General features: G+C 37.4%; 24 protein-coding genes, 1 tRNA gene and 1 pseudogene. 15 read left to right on the top strand and 11 right to left on the bottom strand.

What is annotated here, in order from left to right; all coding sequences use genetic code 11:
• Positions 1–57: 57 nt before the first annotated feature.
• The 5 genes from A9P82_RS08800 to A9P82_RS15280 all read left to right on the top strand — a co-directional run bounded on the left by A9P82_RS08800 (position 58) and on the right by A9P82_RS15280 (position 4,855).
• Positions 58–531, top strand: a complete 474-nt coding sequence (locus tag A9P82_RS08800) for a hypothetical protein (RefSeq protein WP_066206829.1) — start codon at positions 58–60, stop codon at positions 529–531.
• 152 nt (positions 532–683) lie between these two features.
• Positions 684–1,058, top strand: a complete 375-nt coding sequence (locus A9P82_RS08795; protein ID WP_156522644.1) for a hypothetical protein — start codon at positions 684–686, stop codon at positions 1,056–1,058.
• A 251-nt stretch (positions 1,059–1,309) separates the two neighbouring features.
• Positions 1,310–2,626 (top strand): hypothetical protein, encoded by a 1,317-nt coding sequence (locus A9P82_RS08790; RefSeq protein ID WP_156522643.1) that lies wholly within the window; start codon positions 1,310–1,312, stop codon positions 2,624–2,626.
• A 128-nt stretch (positions 2,627–2,754) separates the two neighbouring features.
• Positions 2,755–4,413, top strand: a complete 1,659-nt coding sequence (locus A9P82_RS08785; protein WP_156522642.1) for a hypothetical protein — start codon at positions 2,755–2,757, stop codon at positions 4,411–4,413.
• A 10-nt stretch (positions 4,414–4,423) separates the two neighbouring features.
• A complete protein-coding gene (locus A9P82_RS15280) occupies positions 4,424–4,855 on the top strand; it encodes a hypothetical protein (protein WP_156522641.1) in 432 nt (143 codons plus the stop codon).
• Positions 4,856–4,881: 26 nt separating this feature from the next.
• Here A9P82_RS15280 and A9P82_RS08775 read toward each other — a convergent pair whose 3' ends face one another.
• From A9P82_RS08775 to A9P82_RS08755, 5 genes are all read right to left on the bottom strand, one after another.
• Positions 4,882–5,511 carry a hypothetical protein gene (locus tag A9P82_RS08775; protein WP_156522640.1) on the bottom strand — a complete coding sequence of 210 codons (630 nt, stop codon included), beginning with the start codon at positions 5,509–5,511 and terminating at the stop codon, positions 4,882–4,884.
• Positions 5,508–6,791 (bottom strand): hypothetical protein, encoded by a 1,284-nt coding sequence (locus tag A9P82_RS08770; RefSeq protein ID WP_066206810.1) that lies wholly within the window; start codon positions 6,789–6,791, stop codon positions 5,508–5,510. The genes A9P82_RS08775 and A9P82_RS08770 overlap by 4 nt, the downstream gene beginning before the upstream one ends.
• Before the next feature lie 20 nt (positions 6,792–6,811).
• Positions 6,812–8,323, bottom strand: coding sequence for a glycosyltransferase family protein (locus A9P82_RS08765; protein WP_066206807.1), 1,512 nt, complete (start codon positions 8,321–8,323; stop codon positions 6,812–6,814).
• 25 nt (positions 8,324–8,348) lie between these two features.
• Positions 8,349–8,729: a GtrA family protein gene (locus A9P82_RS08760; protein ID WP_066206804.1), complete on the bottom strand. Its 381-nt coding sequence runs from the start codon at positions 8,727–8,729 to the stop codon at positions 8,349–8,351.
• A 232-nt stretch (positions 8,730–8,961) separates the two neighbouring features.
• On the bottom strand, positions 8,962–9,693 hold the full coding sequence (locus tag A9P82_RS08755) for a hypothetical protein (protein WP_066206803.1): 732 nt from the start codon (positions 9,691–9,693) through the stop codon (positions 8,962–8,964).
• Positions 9,694–9,896: 203 nt separating this feature from the next.
• Here A9P82_RS08755 and A9P82_RS15430 point away from each other — a divergent pair, with 203 nt between their 5' ends.
• From A9P82_RS15430 to A9P82_RS15735, 3 genes and pseudogenes are all read left to right on the top strand, one after another.
• On the top strand, positions 9,897–10,037 hold the full coding sequence (locus tag A9P82_RS15430) for a hypothetical protein (protein WP_156522639.1): 141 nt from the start codon (positions 9,897–9,899) through the stop codon (positions 10,035–10,037).
• Between the two features lie 61 nt (positions 10,038–10,098).
• Positions 10,099–10,827, top strand: a pseudogene (locus A9P82_RS15865) (recombinase family protein); the annotation flags it as partial.
• 34 nt (positions 10,828–10,861) lie between these two features.
• Entirely contained in the window at positions 10,862–11,083 is a 222-nt protein-coding gene (locus A9P82_RS15735) for a hypothetical protein (RefSeq protein ID WP_231891129.1), read from the top strand.
• Between the two features lie 522 nt (positions 11,084–11,605).
• Here A9P82_RS15735 and A9P82_RS08735 read toward each other — a convergent pair.
• Positions 11,606–11,692: transfer RNA gene (locus tag A9P82_RS08735), tRNA-Leu, on the bottom strand.
• Between the two features lie 147 nt (positions 11,693–11,839).
• A complete protein-coding gene (locus tag A9P82_RS08730) occupies positions 11,840–12,559 on the bottom strand; it encodes a tRNA1(Val) (adenine(37)-N6)-methyltransferase (protein ID WP_066206791.1) in 720 nt (239 codons plus the stop codon).
• A 90-nt stretch (positions 12,560–12,649) separates the two neighbouring features.
• On the opposite strand from A9P82_RS08730, the gene gatC reads away from it, so the two are divergent.
• The 3 genes from gatC to A9P82_RS08715 all read left to right on the top strand — a co-directional run bounded on the left by gatC (position 12,650) and on the right by A9P82_RS08715 (position 14,452).
• Positions 12,650–12,943 (top strand): Asp-tRNA(Asn)/Glu-tRNA(Gln) amidotransferase subunit GatC, encoded by a 294-nt coding sequence (gene gatC, locus A9P82_RS08725; RefSeq protein WP_066206788.1) that lies wholly within the window; start codon positions 12,650–12,652, stop codon positions 12,941–12,943.
• 142 nt (positions 12,944–13,085) lie between these two features.
• Positions 13,086–13,793 carry an ABC transporter ATP-binding protein gene (locus tag A9P82_RS08720; protein WP_066206785.1) on the top strand — a complete coding sequence of 236 codons (708 nt, stop codon included), beginning with the start codon at positions 13,086–13,088 and terminating at the stop codon, positions 13,791–13,793.
• A gap of 95 nt (positions 13,794–13,888) precedes the next feature.
• Complete coding sequence (locus A9P82_RS08715) at positions 13,889–14,452, top strand: cob(I)yrinic acid a,c-diamide adenosyltransferase (RefSeq protein WP_066209756.1); 564 nt, start codon at positions 13,889–13,891, stop codon at positions 14,450–14,452.
• A 125-nt stretch (positions 14,453–14,577) separates the two neighbouring features.
• Here A9P82_RS08715 and A9P82_RS08710 read toward each other — a convergent pair whose 3' ends face one another.
• The 3 genes from A9P82_RS08710 to A9P82_RS08700 are packed head-to-tail and all read right to left on the bottom strand — an operon-like array spanning position 14,578 to position 16,065.
• Complete coding sequence (locus A9P82_RS08710) at positions 14,578–15,372, bottom strand: TIGR00266 family protein (protein ID WP_066206783.1); 795 nt, start codon at positions 15,370–15,372, stop codon at positions 14,578–14,580.
• Between the two features lie 24 nt (positions 15,373–15,396).
• The gene (locus A9P82_RS08705; protein ID WP_066206780.1) at positions 15,397–15,846 is read right to left on the bottom strand and encodes a hypothetical protein; all 450 of its coding nucleotides are present in this window, start codon (positions 15,844–15,846) and stop codon (positions 15,397–15,399) included.
• 21 nt (positions 15,847–15,867) lie between these two features.
• Positions 15,868–16,065 carry a hypothetical protein gene (locus A9P82_RS08700; protein WP_066206777.1) on the bottom strand — a complete coding sequence of 66 codons (198 nt, stop codon included), beginning with the start codon at positions 16,063–16,065 and terminating at the stop codon, positions 15,868–15,870.
• 100 nt (positions 16,066–16,165) lie between these two features.
• Here A9P82_RS08700 and yihA point away from each other — a divergent pair, with 100 nt between their 5' ends.
• The 4 genes from yihA to A9P82_RS08675 all read left to right on the top strand — a co-directional run bounded on the left by yihA (position 16,166) and on the right by A9P82_RS08675 (position 20,547).
• Positions 16,166–16,786, top strand: a complete 621-nt coding sequence (yihA, locus tag A9P82_RS08695; RefSeq protein WP_066206775.1) for a ribosome biogenesis GTP-binding protein YihA/YsxC — start codon at positions 16,166–16,168, stop codon at positions 16,784–16,786.
• Positions 16,787–16,917: 131 nt separating this feature from the next.
• The gene (gene serC, locus A9P82_RS08690) at positions 16,918–17,991 is read left to right on the top strand and encodes a 3-phosphoserine/phosphohydroxythreonine transaminase (RefSeq protein WP_066206771.1); all 1,074 of its coding nucleotides are present in this window, start codon (positions 16,918–16,920) and stop codon (positions 17,989–17,991) included.
• A 178-nt stretch (positions 17,992–18,169) separates the two neighbouring features.
• The gene (locus tag A9P82_RS08680; RefSeq protein WP_066206766.1) at positions 18,170–19,399 is read left to right on the top strand and encodes a DUF1015 domain-containing protein; all 1,230 of its coding nucleotides are present in this window, start codon (positions 18,170–18,172) and stop codon (positions 19,397–19,399) included.
• A gap of 134 nt (positions 19,400–19,533) precedes the next feature.
• The gene (locus A9P82_RS08675; RefSeq protein WP_066206763.1) at positions 19,534–20,547 is read left to right on the top strand and encodes a tetratricopeptide repeat protein; all 1,014 of its coding nucleotides are present in this window, start codon (positions 19,534–19,536) and stop codon (positions 20,545–20,547) included.
• Positions 20,548–20,618: 71 nt separating this feature from the next.
• Here A9P82_RS08675 and A9P82_RS08670 read toward each other — a convergent pair whose 3' ends face one another.
• A complete protein-coding gene (locus A9P82_RS08670; protein ID WP_066209754.1) occupies positions 20,619–21,194 on the bottom strand; it encodes an adenylate kinase in 576 nt (191 codons plus the stop codon).
• Between the last annotated feature and the right edge of the window lie 87 nt (positions 21,195–21,281).

Below are 21,281 nucleotides of genomic sequence, written 5' to 3'. Positions count from 1 at the left end.
ATGTATAAATGTAAATCTATCTACTTTTTTTTTATAGCCTTGATAATCACATTGGCTATGTTAAATTGCACTAATAGAGAGAATTCAAATACGAGCGTCAATAATTACAACCAAATTGATACAGCCCAAGTTTTGCAATCCTTTTTAAATTCTATTTCATTATTAAATGATTTGCTGCCTTATAGAGATTCCATATTGAAAATAGTTAAAAATGATATTATAAGTTTTCCTTTTATCATAAACTGGTTAGGGAAAAGAGTTGTATATATTGAAGCCAATGAAAAAGTATTCATACCTGACACTGTAGGAATTTCTAAACGGCTCCGCATGAAGGAACAAGATACTACTATAGCAGCAAAGTCTAATTACAGAATTTCTTCGTTTGAAATGTTGATTAAAAAACTTTCGTTAACGAATGATACAGCATCAATTTCCTGCAATTTCAAAAATACTGGTCTTGTTATTAATTGTTTATTTGTTAAAAGGGAGCCAGGTTGGGAATTGGATAAGTATTCTTGGGGATGGAAATAATCAAATGAGATTGTTATAAGTAATTTTTGCAAAATAGTTATTTTAACATTGGATGTTTTATGTGCTGGTTACCGTTTGAGTAAACAAATTCCTCAGTAAACTCTACATCGCCGGATAGTGGAGCAATAGGATGTAATTAATAAATCCAAATTATGAATAAATATTTTACAACGCGACACTTCATGTTTTTGGTTGTTATTAGTTCTTTCATCTTTTCTTGTAAGACAACTTCTCTTTCGTCGAAACAAGATAATGGAGTAACTATAACAAAAGTGGAAAACAAAGAGAATGGTCTATTTGAATCAGATATTTCAAAAGTTGATTTCAATATTTGTTCAAAAGAAAATAAGAAATCTTATACAGCATTCACTAAGATATTAATTAATAAAACATTGTTTATTCCTGATTCTGTAGGTAGTATATCGGCTAAGCTATATTCTGGAAAATACACTGCTGAGGCTCTAACAATGGGGTTTAAGAGGAAGAGCATTAAATTAATTTTGGATAAGGGTAGCAATATGATATAAATATTTATTTAGATGCAGATAAAACACGATTGAATTAGAAAGCGGAATTATTATCTCTTAGTTAGACACTTAGCTGCTGCCGAAGCAACACCCTGCCTGTCAACTACGAGGTTGAAGAAAGAATATTCGGCGGCATAGCAAAAGTCAAAAATACTGTTGCCAATAATAACAAAATATCGCCCACTATAATTACCAACATTCAAATATTGAAAATTGCAAATTATTAAATCATAAGCTATCTCTTTTTAAAATTGAATAAAAAGATTAATCATAAGATTATAAAAAATTTTACCGACTACCAGCTGCCTGCCAGTATTATTTGCCATATTGTATGTTTTACAATGGCTTATTTTATTCTTTATCAATTTGGGTATATAAATGCTTATCCGACAAATAAAAATTTAATTAATTGGGATGCGGTATGGTATAAGAAAATACAGGAAGCCGGATATCATTATAGCGAAGCAACAGGAGGAACTATGGCATTTTTCCCGCTTTTTCCATTTTTATGGAGATGGTTTGGTTTAAATGTAATAGGCATTACTATTTTTAATTACCTGATTTTTCTTTTAGGGTTTTATTTACTTAGTAATAACCAGAAATGGAGTTTTAAGCAAAATCTTTTATTTCTTTCCACACCCAGTTTGTTTTTCTGTTTTGTCCCTTATTCCGAAGCTCTTTTTTTTCTTGGAAGCTCACTTTTATTGATAGGATTGAACAAAGACCGCATTGCAATCATTTTATTAGGTCTCATCATTACAACACTTACCAGATCTGTGGGAGTCGTATTTATCCCTGCTTTAATTTTTACCTACTTCTATTTAAGTAATGAAAAATCGTATAAGCATAATCTATTAAGGATATTATTAGGCACTGCTGTAATAATATCCGGTAGTTTAATTGCTTTTTTAGTTCAATATCTATATACGGGCAAATGGTTTGTATTTTTTGAAGTACAGAAGCATTGGAGGCGGCAATTTCAGATACCTACTTTGCCATTGACAACAATAAGTAACTTTAATATGTTATGGTTGGACGGCATGGCATTCTTATTTGCTCTATTGGCAGGCTTTTATATTTTGTTTTTATTACTGTCCAATTACAAAAATCCTTTGAATAAAATTAAAGTAAGACCGGAAGTTTTGTTTTCTTTGGTCTATGTTGCTATGATAGGTTTTATAGCTACTTTTTTTAGCGGTGTGCGGTCAAAAGACTATGGCACGTCGTTGATGAGCATAAACAGATTTATTTTTGCAACACCTTTCTTTATCATTTTTACACTTGAATTCTCGAATAATAAAGAGATAGATAGAAAATTAAAAGGATTGGCATTTACAGTAATAATGATGATTTCCTGGCTAATGTTGGGACTTGACAGAAAGATACCCGGAAATGAAAGTTATTTTCCTACATTATCTTATTTTTTCAATATGACTGTTTTTGTTGTTCTATATATGTATATTCAATTTAAACCCGGTTCCAAATGGCTATATTTTATCTACTGTATTAACTTGATAATTATGGCTTTCCTTTTTAATAGATTTTTGAATGCCGGTTGGGTTGGCTGATTCAAAAAATTTTATAGAAAGCTCCCTTGGTAATAGAAATATAATTAGCATAAATTTTGGCATTTTGAAAGAATTGTTATATTTGTTAACGAGATTTAATTTTCTTCCTGTGCAAAAACGCTTTATGTATGAGAAAACCAAATGTATTAATATGGGGGATGATAGCCATAGCTGTCCTTGTTATTAATTTATATTCGTGTTCCAAGTCAGATACTTATTGGAGTTCCCCTGCAGCCCAAAGTGATTCCTTGTCGGTTAGCGATGCACGGGCATGGTTTCAAAACGAATATTCCGGTAACATAGCTGATGTTAAAAGCATTGCCGGCAGCGATAAAACAAGACTGGTTTCTTATGCACGCGGTGTTTTCGCTGGCGAGCCCGATTGGAACTATCATCATCAGTACAGGCACAGTTCCAATGCGCTGATGATACCGTTAGATTATGCAGATACCAGCACAAAATACAGGGGGTTCAGAGATGTCGTTGTTGTCAGGAATAAAGCGCGTAAAACTTTCAATGCTTATGTTCAACTGGAGATATTCAAGAAATCGTATTTGGATTCATTAATAAAAGCCAAAGGTAATCTTCCGGATATTCGTTCCTATTCCGAACCGGCTACTTTTACAGGAGAAGTATTGTTATTCAGTATTAACAATGAATTCATACGCGGAGCGGTGTACAAGAACGGTAAAAGAGTGGCAAGGATATTCCCTAAGAACGGCATCGGCAGCATGGTACAAGGGATAGCCAATTCGTTGCACTCGGCAGAGACTTATGTGCGGTTTAGTGGCGGTGCGAACTTAGCAGCGATGACAAAAGAGGGAGATTCAAAGAAAGTTGCGTTAAATACCACTGCCCCAACACCGAGCTATGAGGAAGCTGCGGTACACACCGCAACAAGTTCGAGCGGAACTGGAGATACGGATTCTGACGGAGATTCTATTTGGGATGGCACTGATTTAGGGGAAGTATCGGTAACATCAGATCCGACGGATTCTAATCCCAGTGGAATCGGCTGGGGCAATGATCCGGGCGATTCTTATCCGACAGGTAATGACCCTACACCATCTGACCCTTCTTCTGGCGGAGGCGGTGGTGGTGGGACATCAACTCCACCTCCACAACCGGATGACCCTTGCGCAGCCGCAAAAGCCGGATCACAGAATGCAACGAATATCTCAAAGACAGCTGGCTATTCTGGAGGGTTAAGTGCTGTTGACAATGCCGCATCTGATGGACAAGAACATTCCGTTGCCTTAAACAAAGGAAGTAATGGAAGCATCACTGCCTCATCTGTATCTTCAGGAGGCGAAACCAACACAACCACAGGAATAAATAGTAACACTGTAGCCACAATACATAATCATCCAAATGGTGTCCCTCCTTCCGCCGGTGATGTGTATGGCTTAATTAGCGGGAACAAAGAATTTACCTCTTTTTCCACGAAATATGTAACATTGCCAAATGGTACGGTGTATGCTTTGGTTATAACAAATCCGACCGCCGCTTCGAGTTTCTTTACGAATTATCCAGAAAGTCAGATATCTGGATACCCTCCAGATTTTCCCGATGCCTTGGCAGACAAATTTAATGACATCTACCAGACTGCTAAGGACCAAGGCAATCAAATGGCAGATGAAATGGCATTATCCTATATTTTAGACAACTATAATGCAGGGGTAGCGTTGCTTAAAGTAGATGCTAATGGAAATTTTAATAAATTAAATACGAATACATCAACATCATCCGATGGTAGTACCACTTACAGTCAAACAAATTGTAATTAAATTGAAAATTATGAAAACAAATCTTGTATATGTTCTGTGCTTTGCATTCATTACAGTAACAACTTCATGTAGGGCTCAATTGATGCAAAATCTTAACGATGCCCACAAAATAGCGGATAATAAAAATCAATTTATTGGAAAACCTCTGAAATATTTATTGAGAGAAATAAAGCCGGACATCAAGATGGTTATTCCCGGTGAAGGAAACAATTATAAACCATCATCATTTTCCTTTCTTTTTATTACTAAGAAGCAATATGAAGAGTATAGCACAAAAAAAGCGACCCCATTAACTATCAAAGTGATGGTTAAAGAAAATTTTAAGTGGGATTGGAAAGAAAGATCAGCCCAGGAAAAGAAAGAATTTCTTTGGACCAAAGCTGACGACAAAAAATATGGAGACCTAACCATTGTTTACATTAATGTATATGGATCAAATTAGTCTTAATGGATTACATTATGTAACAATTATTTCAAATGAGAGAGGCTGTACATAAGGTATTTGTCCGTTATTTCTGATATTTCTTTTCTCGGAACAAAGAGATTTTCCACTTTAGTCTTATCTGATATCTCAAAAAAATAAGATAAATTGGGCTTTTCCAGATAAATCGGGAGGTGGTTCTTTATCAAAAATATTTTATCAGACCATTTCAATGTATCTAGGTAGTTCGGCAGAAGACTCAGCGATGACTTGTCAGTTAAAATAATAATATTACTGTCAATCTTAGTTATTGATGAAAGAGTTTGCTGATAAACTGTATCATTCCCTTTAATATAATGGAATCTATAAAATATGTCATTAGATTCTTTGAGATATTCTTTTAAGTCCTGGTATTTTTTTAAAGTTGTATCGCAATCCAAATATCTCGATAAATGGATATACTCACCGGTACTGATTAATATGTAATATGGATAGTTATCCCAAAATTTCGGGTGAGCTAACGAATCTTCGGTTGCTGACCTTACATTTTTGTTATACATAAATAAAAATACAGGAGAGGCGGCCTTATGTTTTCCAAGCAAAGCATAAACTGAAAAACAAGTTGAAAAAATCAACAAGACAATTAATAAATTAATTATTCTTTTATTGTAATTCATGATTTAATTAAATTAAGGTGTTGCCAATAATTTGCCATTTGGTAGCAATATAGCGATAAATATAAAATGTATATTATGAAAATAGGATCCAATATCTGCCTAATGGCTTTATTTCTTTTAAATTTAAATAGAAAGACCAACATGGTCATTATTAGAGGAATTAACGGGAAATACATATATCTATCAGCGACGACAGCTGGACGTGTCATCGGAAGTATTTGTAATTCCAGAGAAATCTGAACGATGCAAAGAAATATACAGAAGATATTAAAATATTGGTTTTTAGACTTTTTAATCGAATAAAAAACCGCGACGACAATGACGAGTATTATAAATGGATAAATCTTAAATTCCGGTGGAGTGATGTCATAAGGATCAAATGGAAACTGATAATTATAATGCAGACCGCTTGGGAAAAAGAAATTGGAAATATAAAAATAAGCACAGTAACAAATCAAGAGAAACTTCTGTATCAAGGGATAATATTTAATCGGCGGGAATTCAAGTGCGGGTCCATAATTTACTTGGATTGTAATTCGAATAAAAAAATATGAAATAATAAAAGAGACAGCAAGAAATGTAATTTCACTAATAGTAAAGAATAATTTTCCTGACTCATTTAATTTATAGCATAGAATAAAAATCAGATACATTATTGGCGTAATTATCGCCTGCTCTTTAAAAAAGAATGAAATAATAAATAAGAGAAGACTACCAATTTGTTTTATGATTTGCTTATTGGTATAACCCACAATAAAAAGGTTGAATGATACTATAGTCAAAAGTGTACAAATCAATATTTTTGAACCGGAAATCCAAGCAACGGCTTCTACGTTTAAAGGATGAATTCCCCAAATCATTGCGGTTAAAAATGAAATTGGCAGAATATTATCGATTTTGAAAGCAATTAAGATATTTTTGGCGAAATAGAAGACAGATATAGTACTCAGAAAATGAATTATTATATTCATTACATGAAAATAATAAGGATCGAAACCGTTGATTTTATATATAAAGCTATAATAAAGTGTATTTAAGGGTGAATATTGTAAATTATTGACCCTGTGAAAAATAGCATTGAAGTATGCCCAATCGTAATGAGCAGGCTTTATATATGGGTTTTTTAACAACATCCAATGGTCATCAGGTCCTGAAAAACTTAAATATGACACCGGGCTATAAACGAAAGCTACCATTAAAATAAGAGTTGCAGCCCCTATAAAAAAATATACTTTATGCAGGTATTGGTCTGATTCTATATTAATTAAATTATTTGTCATTTCTAAAATTTTATCTTCGCTTATTTATATTTACATAGTATATACTCACTATTATTAATGCCTACCAGATCCCTAATTTTATCAATCCATAAAGGGTTTGCTGTTTTTACAATTGTAATTTTCGACTGATGAATTAAATTTGATATCGTTGAATCTGTGAAATCGTTCCGCCTGATAACGAGCAGTTTAATTGTCGAGAATGGTATTATTTTAATCTGTGGCAATGTATCATAATGGTTGATGCTGACGTAATCTAAATTTTTCATCTCGTAAAAAGATTGTCTCAATACAGAATAAGGTTTAAAAGGGTTATTCTGCTTGAATGATAACAATTGAATTTGCTCATTTGGGTAATGATTGTATATGTATTTGGCTATTGCCATTCTCCCATGGATTGGTGGGGAAAATAGTGCTACAACTAGATAAATAATATTGATAGTTATCGGCAATAGATAAATAAAGTCAATAGATTTTGTTAACCATCTATTGTCTTTGATAATATTTCTTTGAAAGTGATTTGCGATTAAGCTCGCTGCTTTAAAGATAATAAATGGTATAAAATATATAATAGGAAATAAAAACCTTACCTCTTTATGAGGTACTATCAAATGGATAACAAGTAAAGGTGCAACGCACCAGACCACAAACGATTTAGGAGCTCTAATTATAAGAACAACCAAACAAAATAGAATCAAAATACCAAAAGGGAATAAGGCTTGGTTTATTGCAGCGACCATAAAAGAATAAGCGCTCATTACTCCAAAATCAGAAGCCATATCATTAACGATATTCATATTGAAATAGTTCCAGACCGTTAACGTCCAATCTCCATAATACAGATAGTCTATATAAACGCCAAAAATAATTATTAAAAAAATGGAGAGAGACAGTATTATAATTTGCTTGAACTTCCTTTTTTGTATGATTAGCAGCCAAAGTACAAGTCCAATTATCATTATTGCAGATTGGAAACGACAGAGATAAGAAAGCCCGAAAAAAATACCTCCAATGACGGAATACTTGAAACCACGATTTATATCAGGAATCAAATAGCATACCGCTAATAAAAAGAATAACCCAGACCAAATCTCAGAACTAAATCTTATACTCAAATACGGCAGAAACCAAATAATAAAAGATAGCCATTTATAGGGTACTTTAAATTTTTCGTCTAATTGATTACTGGTTGTCCGTATAAATTTACTTATTGCATAAATGCTAAAACAACCTGTCATTAATCTTAATGCAAGGGCAATTATAAACGGGTTACACACTTGAAACAGGTTAAAAAACTTTATTGCCAGATAAGCAATCCATGGCTGAAATGAGGAGCGCATTTCATAATTAAACTCCCATGGCATTTGTCCAGCGTCAATTTTGCCTAACTTATAATTGGCAAATTCAAGAATTTGATAATGTTCATCTGGGTGAAAATAGCCATCAAGATTAATGGCTGCTATAATATATATAATTGAAGAAACCCCCACGATAATGGTATCATTACTGAGAGTTTTTTTAATACAAAATTTCATTTTTAACTTTCTGAACATTACAAAATCAAGAGAATGTAATATAACTATTAGCAATGAAATTCCAAAGAAAAACTAATGCTGTCGCTAAAAACTTTGCCCAATAGAAAGGAATACGTAAAAATTTATGTAATAAATATAAGAAAAGACTATTCAAAGAAAGTCCGACAAGGCTAATTGCCGCGTATTTTGAAAATTGCATTGCCGTTAATGTACGAAAATCATGAAAGGTCCAATACTTATTTAAAAGAAAATTATTGATAACTGCAAGTGCGAAACCGATAGCATTTGCAAGATATTCATTCATTTTAGCTTTCTCCCTCAAAACCCAAGTCGCACCGAAATCGACGATCATTCCAGTTGTTCCGATAACGGCAAAACTTATCATTCTCATAATCCATATTTTCATATTTCAGTTTTAGGATTATACATAAGTAAATATATGAAAGCTTTTATTTATTCTGTAATGGCTGCCGCATTATTTATATTCTCATTCATTTTTCGTTACAGCAACTAGGCAATTCTGGTGCATCATAAATCCTTTCCATTTCCGTTTCGACAATAACAAAGACATCTAATTTGTCCGTCATGCCTAAATATTTTAGAACTAGTGCCGTTGTGTGCCTGCGAATCATGGTTGGCTATGTAGGCAATTCCGCCTTTTTTCTTAGCCGCTCCAGCCACTTGTTTACGTCTTTAATTGTTTCGGCAGTATCAATATTCGGGAAATGGCTTTTCACATACTCCTCAAAAGATGCCTGCATATTGCCCGACTCCCATTCCATTACGGAAAGGCTAAGCGCTGAGGATTTTTTCATTTCCTGCACAAAGCCGTATAAAGGAAAATACGGCGGCGCATAGTAAAATGAATTCTCCACCAGCTCTTCATACAGCTTCGGTGTAAATGCTCGTTTCATATCGCGTACCACTTCATAAGCGGTACGATACCTGCTGCCTTCCTTTACCACAATTGCCAATGTCGGCATTCCTTTGTCCTGTAAAAATGTATAGAGATAATCAATAAATCCTTCTTCCATCGCATCGCACAAATCCTGCGTGTAGAAGTCATATTCTTTCTTGAACAGCTCCAACGAAAATGCATCCGCGTACTTATCAATAATAAACTCGATAACGGCATTTTCCAATTTTGTGATTATTTCAATGGACGGCGCTTTGCCGCCAACGCCCGGAACAAATAAAAAATATTTCGGCTTGGAAAACAGTTCAAAATAATAACTCTTAAAGAAAATGGTCTTCCTGTCAAAGGTTATCTGCACATATAACGGATAAGTATGTTTTCCATGAAAAGATACTTCTTTCAGACGGTCGTTGAAATAAGTTTTGTAACTTACTTTATAGCTGCTCTTTGCCATTTTTTTGTTTGGACTTTGTTGAGGTAAAGTTCATTTCAGGTCAAATGAAATTAAACGGTATAAAGGTCTGAAAAATTTTGAGAAATTTCCAAAAAAAGTTTTGATTATTTTGTTTTTTACCAAAACATAATTATTATATTTGCTTTTGGCGGTCTCTCGCCATGAGGGAAAAGTATTTGTGAATGTGATTAAATCGGAGAGCAATGGAAACAATCCAACCTGAAAAAATTTTGGCTATCTTAAAGCAACATGGTACGCAGCTTACATTGGAGCAGGCGCGCCTTGTGCTGGAGTTTATGTACAAGCTTGCGACAATCGCCATCAGTACCTATCTGGGTAATTAGCTTTTTATTGAGGTCTTTTTGAGTCTTTGGCATTAACTTTAAATCACTAAATCCTTCGCATATGACAGCAGATTTATACATCCGCGTAAGTACGGACGAACAAGCCGACAAAGGTTTTTCGCAGCGCGACCAGGAAGAAAGGCTGCGCAAGCATTGCCTGCACAATCAGATTACAGTCAGGAAAGTCATTTACGAAGATTATTCCGCGAAGACATTTGAGCGTCCCGAATGGAATAACGAGTTGTTTGACCTGAAAAAGCGAAAGCATCAGGTAGATGTTATCCTGTTTACCAAATGGGACAGGTTCAGCCGTAATGCAGGCGATGCGTATCAAATGATTAATCTTTTGCGGAAATTAGGCATAGAGCCGCAGGCTATTGAGCAGCCTTTGGATATGTCCATTCCCGAGAGTAAAATTATGTTAGCAGTTTATTTAGCCACTCCCGAAGTGGAAAACGACCGCAGGGCATTGAATGTTCTTTACGGAATGCGGCGGGCAAAGAAAGAAGGGCGCTGGATGGGGCAGGCCCCCGTGGGCTATGCCAACAAAATTACGGAAGACGGACGTAAGTATATTGCGCCGAAGGAGCCGGAAGCCGGCATCATGAAATGGGTTTTCACGGAAATGGCAACAGGTCATTATATGGTAGAGCAGTTATACAAAGAAGCGAAAATAAAGGGAATACGTTGCTGCCGTTCCCATTTTTGGAACTTGCTGCGCAATCCTGTTTATTGCGGCAAAATATATCTTTCTGCTTACAAAGACGAAGAAAGCAAACACGTACCGGGATTACATGAACCGATTATTTCCGAAGCATTGTTTTATGAAGTACAAGACCTTCTGGATGGTAAGAAGAAAAGTTATCGTACACAGGTCGGTGCAAAAGAAATTTTGCAATTGCGCGGCTACCTGGTTTGCCCGCGTTGCGGAAAGCTGCTCACGGGAAGCGGTTCAAGGGGCAGGAACGGGTTGTATTACTATTATCATTGTATTTCATCATGCGGCACAAGATACCGGGCAGGCGAAGCCAATGACCTTTTTCTGAAAGAGCTTCGCCAATATGTTCCCCGCCCGGGCATGGCGGAAGCCTACAAATACGTGGTAGGGGAAGCTTATAAAGAACACGGAAAAGGCAGGCGTTCGGAAGCAAGGCTTTTAAACGAGCAACTGAATGAAGCGCAAAATGATATTGTCAAGGCGCGCAGGTTACTGTTGAATGAAGATATAGATGCTGCCGATTATCGTCTTATAAAATCGGAAAGCGAAAGAAAAGTCGCAGAATTGGAAGCGAAACTGATGCGGGTTTCCGAGAGTTCCGCGAATGTCCGCACCCTCTTGGATAAAGCAATGGACTCACTGGTTAACTTGGAAGGCTTATACACAGACAGCGATACAAAGAAGAAACGGCAAATTATCGGTTCGATATTTCCTGAAAAGCTGGTTTTTGACGGATTGCAATATCGAACCGCGAGGCTTAATGAAGCTGTCCGCCTAATATACGCGCTGGGCGCGGGTTTCAGCGAAAATAAAAGTGGACAAACCGAAGAAAATTTCGACTTGTCCACTTTGGTGCCCAGAACAGGAATCGAACCTGCACTCCCTTGCGGAAACCAGATTTTGAGTCTAGCGCGTCTACCAATTCCGCCATCTGGGCTTCTCCGATAAATTTGGATTGCAAATGTAAGCGCAATATTTATTCCGACAAAAGAATTTTAAATATTTATTCGCAGCAACTCTTTTTACGCCAAAATATTTTGCGCAACACCTTCCATATTTTTTTCACTCTTTCCATTCGGCAAATTTACAGATACAAATAATAGTCTTTTAATAATTCTGTAAATCTTAACGAATAAACATCGTTTTCTTTAATTACAATCTCTTCCGTTTCGTAACCGGAGTTTTCTTTTTTGAAAAATAAAATACTCCTGAAGAAATGATGCTTCGGCGTTTGCTTTACCAATATTTTTTTCTGCAAAAACAAATTTTCTTTTTCTGCGAGATTGACAAAATATTCTGTTCTTGAAAATGGAAGCAACACGCAAAATGTCCCTTTTTCGGCAAGCAATTTATTTACAATTTCAACCAATTCTTTCAAGCTCAAATCAGATGAATGCAGCGCTTTGTTTCGTTGTTCATTTATACTTTTTAAATCATTTTCAAAAAACGGCGGATTGGACACAATTAAGTCATAGCAAGCATTTCGGTCTTTTGTAAACTCCTGAATCGGTTGATGATGAACCTCAACGTTTTTCCAAATTGAATGAGAAATATTTTCTCTTGCCTGCTCAAAAGCATCTTTGTCAATTTCAACGGCATCAATTTTTGCGGCAGTATTTTTTTGAGCAATCATAAGCGAAAGCAAACCCGTTCCTGCACCAATGTCCAACACTGTATCGTCTTTAATTACAGTTTCATTTTCCGTAATCAACGCGCCGAACAAGCAAGCATCTGTACACACTTTCATTGCGGTTTTATCCTGCTCTATTTTGAATTGTTTGAATTGAAAATAAGTTTGCGCCATGCGGCAAATATACCAATTGGCTGCTGCCGCCGTAATTACCGTTTGTCCAAAAATTTCTTTTACTTACAATCAAATAACTATTTTTGTTTCATGGTAGAAATTACGGACAAACTGGTGGATGATTTGGCGCATCTTTCGCGGCTTAATTTCAATAACAAAGAAAAAGAAGAAATCAAAAACGATTTGCAACAAATGATTGCTTTCGTAGAAAAACTGAACGAAATTGATACGTCGAATGTTGAACCTTTACTGCATATTACGCCGCGCGAAAATGTTTTTCGTGAAGATATAGTTGCACAAAATATTTCGCGTGAAGAAGCATTGCAAAACGTTCCAAACACTGATGGCACGTATATTTTAGTGCCGAAGGTTATTAAAAAATAAACAGATGAGAAATGTTGTACCACAGAGTTACACAGAGATTTTACAAGGAGTTGCACAAAGACTTGGTATAACTCCGTGTTTTCTTCGCGGTACTTTGTGGAATAGTTTTCTCGCAAATCATACATCTTAAATCATACATCAAATGTCATCCGTTATTCATCTGGAAAAAATTGAGAAGCAGTATTTCATGGGCGGCGTGGGCGTGCCTGTGCTGAAAGGCATTTCGCTCGACATTTTTAAGAATGAATATGTGGCGCTGATGGGGCCTTCGGGCAGCGGCAAAAGTACGCTGATGAATATTCTCGGTTGTCTCGACACGCCTACGAGCGGCGCTTATATTCTGAACGGACAAGACGTAAGCAAGATGCCCGACGATGCACTTGCCGATGTACGCAATGTTGAAATAGGTTTTGTGTTTCAGCAATTCAATTTGCTGCCGAGACTGACGGCTGCGGAAAATGTGGCGCTGCCGTTGATTTACGCAGGCGTGGGTAAAGAAGAAAGAATGGAACGTGCATTGGCGGCATTAGAAAAAGTGGGTTTGGGCGAGCGTGCCAATCATAAATCGAATGAGATGAGCGGCGGGCAAATTCAGCGCGTGGCAATTGCGCGTGCAATTATCAACAATCCCGCGATTTTGCTGGCAGACGAACCGACCGGAAATCTGGATACAAAAACTTCGATTGAAGTTATGGAAATTTTCGGGCAAATTCAAGCCGCAGGTAATACTGTTGTATTGGTTACGCACGAAGAAGATATTGCGGAATATGCCAAACGTATCGTTCGTTTGAGAGACGGTTTAATTGAAACCGATACGCTGAATGCCCCGAAAACAGAGGCTTTGGTGTAATAACAAATTAAAATAATTTTCCATTAAGAAGTTAAGGATATTAAGAATTTTGTCTTAATTCTCTTAACTGCTTAATGGTTTTTCATTTCAAAATCATGGCAAAAATCTATACAAAAACAGGCGATAAAGGAAAGACTTCTTTAATCGGCGGAACGCGCGTAAATAAAAATGATTTGCGGGTAGAATGTTACGGAACTGTTGATGAATTGAACGCACACATCGGTTTGCTGAACGATGAACTGAAAACCATTTCGCTTGAAAATATTTTGCCCGAAATTCAAAATAATTTATTCATCATCGGTTCTTTGCTTGCGGCTGATGCGAATAAATCTTCCAAATTTTCTTTGCCCGAATTGCGTGAAGAAGACGTTGTTTTATTGGAAAAAGAAATTGATAAAATGAACGAATCGCTTCCGAAAATGACGCATTTTATTTTGCCGGGCGGACATATTTTTGTTTCTCAGGCGCATATTGCACGAACTGTTTGCCGCCGCTCGGAACGCTGGTGCGTAGAGCTTCTTAGCGAATTGAATGATGCAAATATTTTGCTGATTGTAAAATATCTTAACCGTTTAAGCGATTATCTTTTTGTATTGGCAAGGTTTATTGCAAAGCGGTTGAATGTGGAAGAAGTGAAGTGGATTCCGAGACACGAATGAATGCGAATTTGAACTGCTTTAATTTTTGAGACAAATAGAACGCAGGTAAATTATTATGATTTTGTATGATTGCATCTCAATTCATCATAAAATCATAACAAATCTGCGTTCTGTTTTGTATAAAACTAAAAGCTGTTATCTCCGTCCAGCAATCTTCCCAAAGGACCGAGAATGCTGCCTTCGCCTTTTTGTTTTACGGTTGCATACGCCAATATTCTTCTTGCCAAACGGCTAATCGGCAACGTTTGAATCCACACAGTTCCCGGACCTTGCAGCAACGCAAAGAACACGCCTTCGCCGCCGAACAACGTATTTTTAATGCCGCCTATAAATTCAATGTCGTAGCGCACACCGCCTGTAAATCCTACGATGCAGCCTGTGTCCACTTTCAGGATTTCGCCCGGCTGCAATACACGCTCCGTAATGTGTCCGCCTGCGTGCATAAACGCCATGCCGTCGCCTTCCAGCTTTTCCATGATGAAGCCTTCGCCGCCAAACAAGCCTGCACCCAATCTTTTCTGAAACTCAATGCTGATGGAAACGCCTTTTGCCGCGCAAAGAAAAGCATCTTTCTGGCAGATGATTTTTCCGCCCAAAGCATTCAGGTCGAGCGGAATAATTTTTCCGGGATAAGGCGCCGCAAAACTTACATGGCGCTTGCCTTGCGGCGCAACATTGGTGTACGCTGTCACAAATAAATTTTCGCCTACAAGCAAGCGTTTTCCGGCAGAAAAAAGCTTGTCCAGAATGCTGTTGTTTTGTCCGCTGCCGTCGCTGAAAATGGTTTGCATCTGCACACCATCGTCCATCATCATAAAGCTGCCCGGCTCGCCTATCGCTGTTTCCTGCGGATCAAGTTCCACTTCGACGTATTGCATTTCTTCGCCGAAGATTTTGTAATCAATTTCATGGTTTTGCATAAGATTATTTTTAAGTAAATGAATTTATTCAAAAGTGATTTTTCCTTTTGTGTCAATTACAATTCTTTTATCAAAAACAAAATCAACATATTTCGCTTCGCCTTTTTTGCCAACTATTTTTTCGGAAGTTCTTCCATATTCATTTCCTGCATTATCGAAAAGTTTTGCGGTAATATCTTTTGAAAAATCATTATTAAAAATGAAATAAACGGAGAGAATGTTATCTGTTGAAGTATCTGAACTTCTGATTATTATTTTATCAGACGCTAATCCATCTTGTTTGAGTTTATTAGAAAAATCAGTTTCATTCTGAAACGTTTTTTCAACGCCTTTTGAAACGCCTGAAATAAATTCAGAGCCGGTTTTTCCAACAACTTCGCCTGTTTTGTTTACAGCATTTTTCGCTTTGTTTTTAAACCAATTGCACGATGCAAAAGTTAAAACGCTAAAGAATAGTATAATTGATTTTTTCATATAGATTTTTACGGTTTAAAATTATTTCTTTTTTCTCGAATCTCTTATAGTTCTACGTTCGGCTTCCCAATCAAGAAACGGGTCACTACTTTCTTCTTCATCCGAATCATCATTCAAAGGTTGTTCATCAATATCCAGCACTTCAAAATTCAGTTGGCTCATCAGTTCCAGAAAGAACGCTTCTTTGTCGTCGGGGACATTTACAATAAACGATTGCATACAAAACGATTTATTATCAAAGATAACGATTTGAAAAATGTATAATGAGGAATGTTTAATGTGTAATTTTTTCAATGATTATTACATATTACTTTTGCGTATGACTATCAAAAAAGCCGTTTACGTTATTTCTTCGCCATCGGTGGAAAAATGTCCGCAACCCGACCGTCCCGAATATGCTTTTATCGGGCGAAGCAATGTGGGCAAATCTTCACTGATAAATATGCTCGTCAATCAAAAGTCTTTGGCTAAAACGTCCGGCACGCCGGGCAAAACGCAGATGATTAATCATTTTGCGATTGAAAGCGCGGGTAAAGAAAAATCGAAAAACGATGCGTGGTATTTGGTGGATTTGCCGGGCTACGGCTACGCAAAAGTGGCGCAGAAAGAACGGAAAGTCTTCAGCAAGATGATTGAAAATTATATCCGCAAACGGGAAAATCTGGTGCATCTTTTTGTGCTGATTGACAGCCGCCACAAGCCGCAAAATATTGATATAGATTTTGTGAATGTGTTGGATAGCTTTCAAATTCCTTTTACGTTGATTTTTACCAAAGCCGATAAAGAAAAGCCCGCCGTTGTTGAACGCAACGTAAATGCTTTTCTCGATGTGCTGCGCCAAACATGGCAATTTTTGCCGCAAGTAATTGTTACAAGTTCCACAAAAAAACAAGGGAAAGATGAAGTGTTGGATTTGATTGAACAATTGAATAATAATTAGCCCGCAGAATACGCAGATTTTTTCGCTGATTAACGCAGAAAAATTAGCGAAATCCGCGTGTCTTTCATCTGCGAAAATCTGCGGGAAAATTTCCCAAATCTTCGTTTATCTTCGCGACTCAAATTTTTCTTATGAAAAAATACAATTTCAATTCCGGTCCGTCCATTCTTCCGCAGGAGGTGTTGCAGCAGGCGAGCGAAGCCGTGTTGGATTTTAACGGCATCGGTTTGTCGTTGCTGGAAATCGGGCATCGCACACAATGGTTTCTCGATGTTTTGAGCGAGGCGCAAAGTCTTGTAAAAGAATTGATGCAATTGAATGATGATTACGATGTGCTGTTTTTGCAAGGCGGCGCAACCATGCAGTTTATGCAAGTGCCGATGAACTTGCTCGGAAGCAATGATACTGCGGCTTACGCCGATAACGGCATTTGGGGAAAGAAAGCGATTGAAGAAGCAAAATATTTCGGCAATGTGGATGTGGTTGCTTCTACGAAAGATAAAAATCATTCTTACATACAAAAGAATTTTTCGGTACAGCCCGATGCAAAATATTTTCATTACACATCGAACAACACGGTAGAAGGAACACAATGGCATTTCGTCCCGAATGTAGATGTGCCGTTGGTTGTGGACATGAGCAGCGACATTTTTTCCCGTCCTTTTGATTATGCAAAACACGATTTGATTTATGCAGGCGCACAGAAAAATGCAGGTGCAGCGGGCGTTACGTTGGTTGTTGTGAAAAAAGATATTTTAGGAAAAACAGGCAGAAAAATTCCACCGATTCTTGATTACCAAAAACATATTGAAGCGGATGCTTTGCTGAACACACCGCCTGTTTTTGCCGTGTATGTTTCTTTGCTTACGCTTCGCTGGATTAAAAAAGAAGGCGGATTAATCGAAATGGAAAAACGCGCAAAAGCCCGCGCAGACTTGTTTTACGCGGCATTGGATACTTTGCAAATCTTTAAACCTTTGGTGGAAAAAGAAGACAGAAGTTTAATGAACGCAACCTTTACGATTGAAGATAAAGACATTGAAAATAAATTTTTGGAAGAGTGTAAGCAGCACGGAATGGTTGGCGTAAAAGGACACAGAAGCGTTGGCGGTTTGCGCGTTTCGATGTACAATGCAATGCCTTTGAGCAGCGTTCAAGCGATTGTGGATTTGATGGAGGATTTTGATAAGTCTGAACGAGGATGAAACGGATTTTAAGGATTACCACGATGGCAATTAAGAGCACTTTATACGTCATTGCCGCGAAGGCAGCAATCTCTTGGCAAGTATTTTTTGAGATGCCGAAACAAGTTCGGCATGACGCGCAAGCGTTATTAGAGATTTTAAGAAGCAAACCATTTTTTACTTTTTACTTAATAACAACATGGCAATCATAAAACCTTTCCGCGCATTACGTCCCGCGCAAAGTTTTGCAAAGCAAGTAGCCAGCCGTCCTTACGATGTGCTGAACAGAGAGGAAGCTAAAGAGGAAGCCAATGAAAACACGGCTTCATTTTTACACATTACCAAAAGCGAAATTGATTTGGACAATGATGTGGATATTCATTCTCCCGAAGTGTACGAAAAAGCAAAAGCCAATTTACAGGCTTTCATAGACAATCACATTTTGTTTCAGGATGAAAAACCTTGCTATTATATTTATCGGTTAATCATGAACGGCAGAAGCCAGACGGGTTTGGTTGCCGCGAGTTCGATTGACGATTATGACAATGATGTAATTAAAAAACACGAGTTCACACGCCCGGAAAAAGAGCAGGACAGGATTAATCATATTACAACAACAGGTGCGCAAACGGGCAATGTTTTTTTGGCTTACCGAAACAATTCTTCGATAGACGAAATTATTAGTCAATGGAAAAACAACCATGCGCCGGAATACGATTTTACTGCCGACGATAATATTCAGCACACGATTTGGATTATCGACGATGAAGCTGTAATAAAAAATATTACAGATATTTTCCGTGAAGAAATTCCAAACACTTACATTGCCGACGGGCATCATCGTGCGGCATCTGCGGCAAAAGTTCGTCAGGCTTTGGGCGGCAAAAAAACACCCGATGCAGATTATTTTCTCACAACATTATTTCCTGCCAATGAATTACAAATTCTTGATTACAACCGTGTAATTAAAGATTTGAACGGCTTGAACGAAGATGAATTGCTTGAAAAATTACAGGGAAAATTTACTGTCGAAAAAAGAGAATTTGCTTTCAAACCTGCGCAGCTGCATAGTTTTGGAATGTATCTCAATGAACATTGGTACAAATTAATTTCCAAAGAAAATACTTATACCAACGACCCGATTGGCGTGTTAGACGTAACCATTTTGCAGGAAAATATTCTGTCGCCCGTCTTCAACATACAAGACCAAAGAACTGATGAAAGAATTGATTTTGTCGGCGGCATTCGTGGCTTGCAGGAATTGGAAAGGCGCGTGGATTCGGGCGAAATGGCAATTGCTTTCAGTTTGTTTCCTGTAAGCATTGAACAATTATTCGACATTGCCGACAGCGGAAATGTAATGCCGCCGAAAAGCACCTGGTTCGAACCGAAGCTGCGCGACGGTTTGCTCACACATTTGATTATTTAAAGTTTGCTATGTGAAGTGTCCTCGCTTCGCACAGTGTTATATAATGTGCTAATTTTTCATAAAAGCGCATTGGTTATGCACATTACATTTTCTTTGGCTTTTTAATTTTTACTTTTGATTTAAAAGATTAGCAAATGAAAAAAATATTGATATTTCCCATGTTGCTTATTGGCGCAATTTCTGCTAATGCACAAGCCGGTGCTGCTGATGCACACACCCAGGCAATGGACAAAGCAAAAGACGGCAACATTGACAAAGCGCTTTCGATTATTAAAACAGCGGAAGCAAACTATCCCGACAATGCAACATTGCTGAAAGATGATGCCTTATTCAGCACTATGAAAAAAGATTATGCTTCAGCAATAGAAGCAGGCAAAAAATTGATTGCCTCGCCCGATGCGGATGAACAATCTTATCAGGTTCTTGGCTCGGCATATACGGCAAGTTCTAAATTTGGCGATGCGGAACGTACTTACCAGGAAGGCATTCAGAAATTTCCGAAAAGCAGCATTTTATACGCCGAATACGGTAAAGCGCTGAACGATAACAATCAGCCGAAAAAAGCGGCGGCGGCTTGGGAAAAAGGCATTGAAACCAATCCATCCATCAGCAGTAACTATTATTTTCTTACAAAATATTACGCTACACACAACAATCCTTTGTGGAGCGTTTTGTACGGCGAAATATTTATCAATATAGAAACATTTTCGGCGCGTACACCCGAAATCAAAGACACAGTGTTTAAGCAATACAATGCTTTGTTTGCAACAGACAATGTTTTGCAAAATTATATTGACAACGGGCAGCCGTTTGAAAAAGCTGTAGCATCTACATTACAGCAGTTTAAAGACATTGTTTCGGGCGGCGTAAACCCGGAAAGTTTGTACGCGCTGCGCGGACAATTTTTGGTAAGCTGGTTCAACAGCGATAACGTAAAAACATATCCGTATAAATTATTCGACCGCTTGATTCAGCTTTCAAAAATCGGCGTGTTTGAAGCATATAATCAGTGGCTGTTTTCAACTTACAATCAAAACCAGTTTGTTACTTGGGCACAAACAAATAACGGAGAAATAAAAGAGTTTTCAAAGTTTCAGCGTTCTTCTGTTTTTACTATCCCGGACGGACAATATTACCAGCATAATTAAAAAAATCGACGATAAACAAAAAATGCAACTCAGCCGAGTTGCATTTTTATTTTGACTTAAAAGAAAATTGTTCAAATATATTGTTCAACAATCGCAGATAACTTTTCAAAAATTTCATCAACACTTCCTTCGCCTTCGATGGATTTTACCTTGTTGAACTTTTTGTAGTAATCAGCTACGGCTTCCGTTTTTTTGCGATATTCTTCAATACGGCTGCGGATAATCGTTTCATCGGCATCGTCGCTTCTGCCACTGGTTTTGCCGCGACCGAGCAAGCGCGTTACGAGTTCTTCTTCACTTACTTCGAGCGCAATTACCACATCAATTTCGGCATCGCTCAATTTCAATAATTTGTCCAGCGCTTCGGCTTGCGCTACGGTGCGTGGAAATCCGTCGAACAAAAAGCCTTTTGCCTCTTTATTGTTTTCAATCAGTTTACCAATCATACCGATAACCACCACATCGGGAACAAGAACGCCGTTGTCCATAAATTGTTTTGCTTCCTTGCCAAGTGCTGTGCCTGTAGCGATTTCGCTGCGCAGCAAATCGCCGGTACTGATGTGTTTCAATTGAAACTTCTCGACAATTTTCTGACTTTGCGTGCCTTTGCCGCTTCCGGGCGCACCAAATAAAATAACATTAAACATTTGCAGATAGATAAAATTTGAGTTGCGAAAATAATAATAAAAAATCAAATGAGTTCCGCGCCGCGCATACGTTTTAGGAAACATGTG

The sequence above is a fragment of the Arachidicoccus sp. BS20 genome (assembly GCF_001659705.1).
Classification (GTDB): domain Bacteria; phylum Bacteroidota; class Bacteroidia; order Chitinophagales; family Chitinophagaceae; genus Arachidicoccus.
Note: the sequence above shows the minus strand (reverse complement) of the source record. Positions and strands in the feature narration are given on the sequence as shown.

Excerpts from the sequence above, each read along its gene's own strand:
- A9P82_RS08800 (WP_066206829.1), top strand. The coding sequence starts at position 58 with ATGTTAAATTGCACTAATAGAGAGAATTCAAATACGAGCGTCAATAAT.
- A9P82_RS08795 (WP_156522644.1), top strand. The coding sequence starts at position 684 with ATGAATAAATATTTTACAACGCGACACTTCATGTTTTTGGTTGTTATT.
- A9P82_RS08785 (WP_156522642.1), top strand. The coding sequence starts at position 2,755 with ATGAGAAAACCAAATGTATTAATATGGGGGATGATAGCCATAGCTGTC.
- A9P82_RS15280 (WP_156522641.1), top strand. The coding sequence starts at position 4,424 with ATGAAAACAAATCTTGTATATGTTCTGTGCTTTGCATTCATTACAGTA.
- A9P82_RS08775 (WP_156522640.1), bottom strand. The coding sequence starts at position 5,511 with ATGAATTACAATAAAAGAATAATTAATTTATTAATTGTCTTGTTGATT.
- A9P82_RS08770 (WP_066206810.1), bottom strand. The coding sequence starts at position 6,791 with ATGACAAATAATTTAATTAATATAGAATCAGACCAATACCTGCATAAA.
- A9P82_RS08765 (WP_066206807.1), bottom strand. The coding sequence starts at position 8,323 with ATGAAATTTTGTATTAAAAAAACTCTCAGTAATGATACCATTATCGTG.
- A9P82_RS08760 (WP_066206804.1), bottom strand. The coding sequence starts at position 8,729 with ATGAAAATATGGATTATGAGAATGATAAGTTTTGCCGTTATCGGAACA.
- A9P82_RS08755 (WP_066206803.1), bottom strand. The coding sequence starts at position 9,693 with ATGGCAAAGAGCAGCTATAAAGTAAGTTACAAAACTTATTTCAACGAC.
- A9P82_RS15430 (WP_156522639.1), top strand. The coding sequence starts at position 9,897 with ATGGAAACAATCCAACCTGAAAAAATTTTGGCTATCTTAAAGCAACAT.
- A9P82_RS15735 (WP_231891129.1), top strand. The coding sequence starts at position 10,862 with ATGAAGTACAAGACCTTCTGGATGGTAAGAAGAAAAGTTATCGTACAC.
- A9P82_RS08730 (WP_066206791.1), bottom strand. The coding sequence starts at position 12,559 with ATGGCGCAAACTTATTTTCAATTCAAACAATTCAAAATAGAGCAGGAT.
- gatC (WP_066206788.1), top strand. The coding sequence starts at position 12,650 with ATGGTAGAAATTACGGACAAACTGGTGGATGATTTGGCGCATCTTTCG.
- A9P82_RS08720 (WP_066206785.1), top strand. The coding sequence starts at position 13,086 with ATGTCATCCGTTATTCATCTGGAAAAAATTGAGAAGCAGTATTTCATG.
- A9P82_RS08715 (WP_066209756.1), top strand. The coding sequence starts at position 13,889 with ATGGCAAAAATCTATACAAAAACAGGCGATAAAGGAAAGACTTCTTTA.
- A9P82_RS08710 (WP_066206783.1), bottom strand. The coding sequence starts at position 15,372 with ATGCAAAACCATGAAATTGATTACAAAATCTTCGGCGAAGAAATGCAA.
- A9P82_RS08705 (WP_066206780.1), bottom strand. The coding sequence starts at position 15,846 with ATGAAAAAATCAATTATACTATTCTTTAGCGTTTTAACTTTTGCATCG.
- A9P82_RS08700 (WP_066206777.1), bottom strand. The coding sequence starts at position 16,065 with ATGCAATCGTTTATTGTAAATGTCCCCGACGACAAAGAAGCGTTCTTT.
- yihA (WP_066206775.1), top strand. The coding sequence starts at position 16,166 with ATGACTATCAAAAAAGCCGTTTACGTTATTTCTTCGCCATCGGTGGAA.
- serC (WP_066206771.1), top strand. The coding sequence starts at position 16,918 with ATGAAAAAATACAATTTCAATTCCGGTCCGTCCATTCTTCCGCAGGAG.
- A9P82_RS08680 (WP_066206766.1), top strand. The coding sequence starts at position 18,170 with ATGGCAATCATAAAACCTTTCCGCGCATTACGTCCCGCGCAAAGTTTT.
- A9P82_RS08675 (WP_066206763.1), top strand. The coding sequence starts at position 19,534 with ATGAAAAAAATATTGATATTTCCCATGTTGCTTATTGGCGCAATTTCT.
- A9P82_RS08670 (WP_066209754.1), bottom strand. The coding sequence starts at position 21,194 with ATGTTTAATGTTATTTTATTTGGTGCGCCCGGAAGCGGCAAAGGCACG.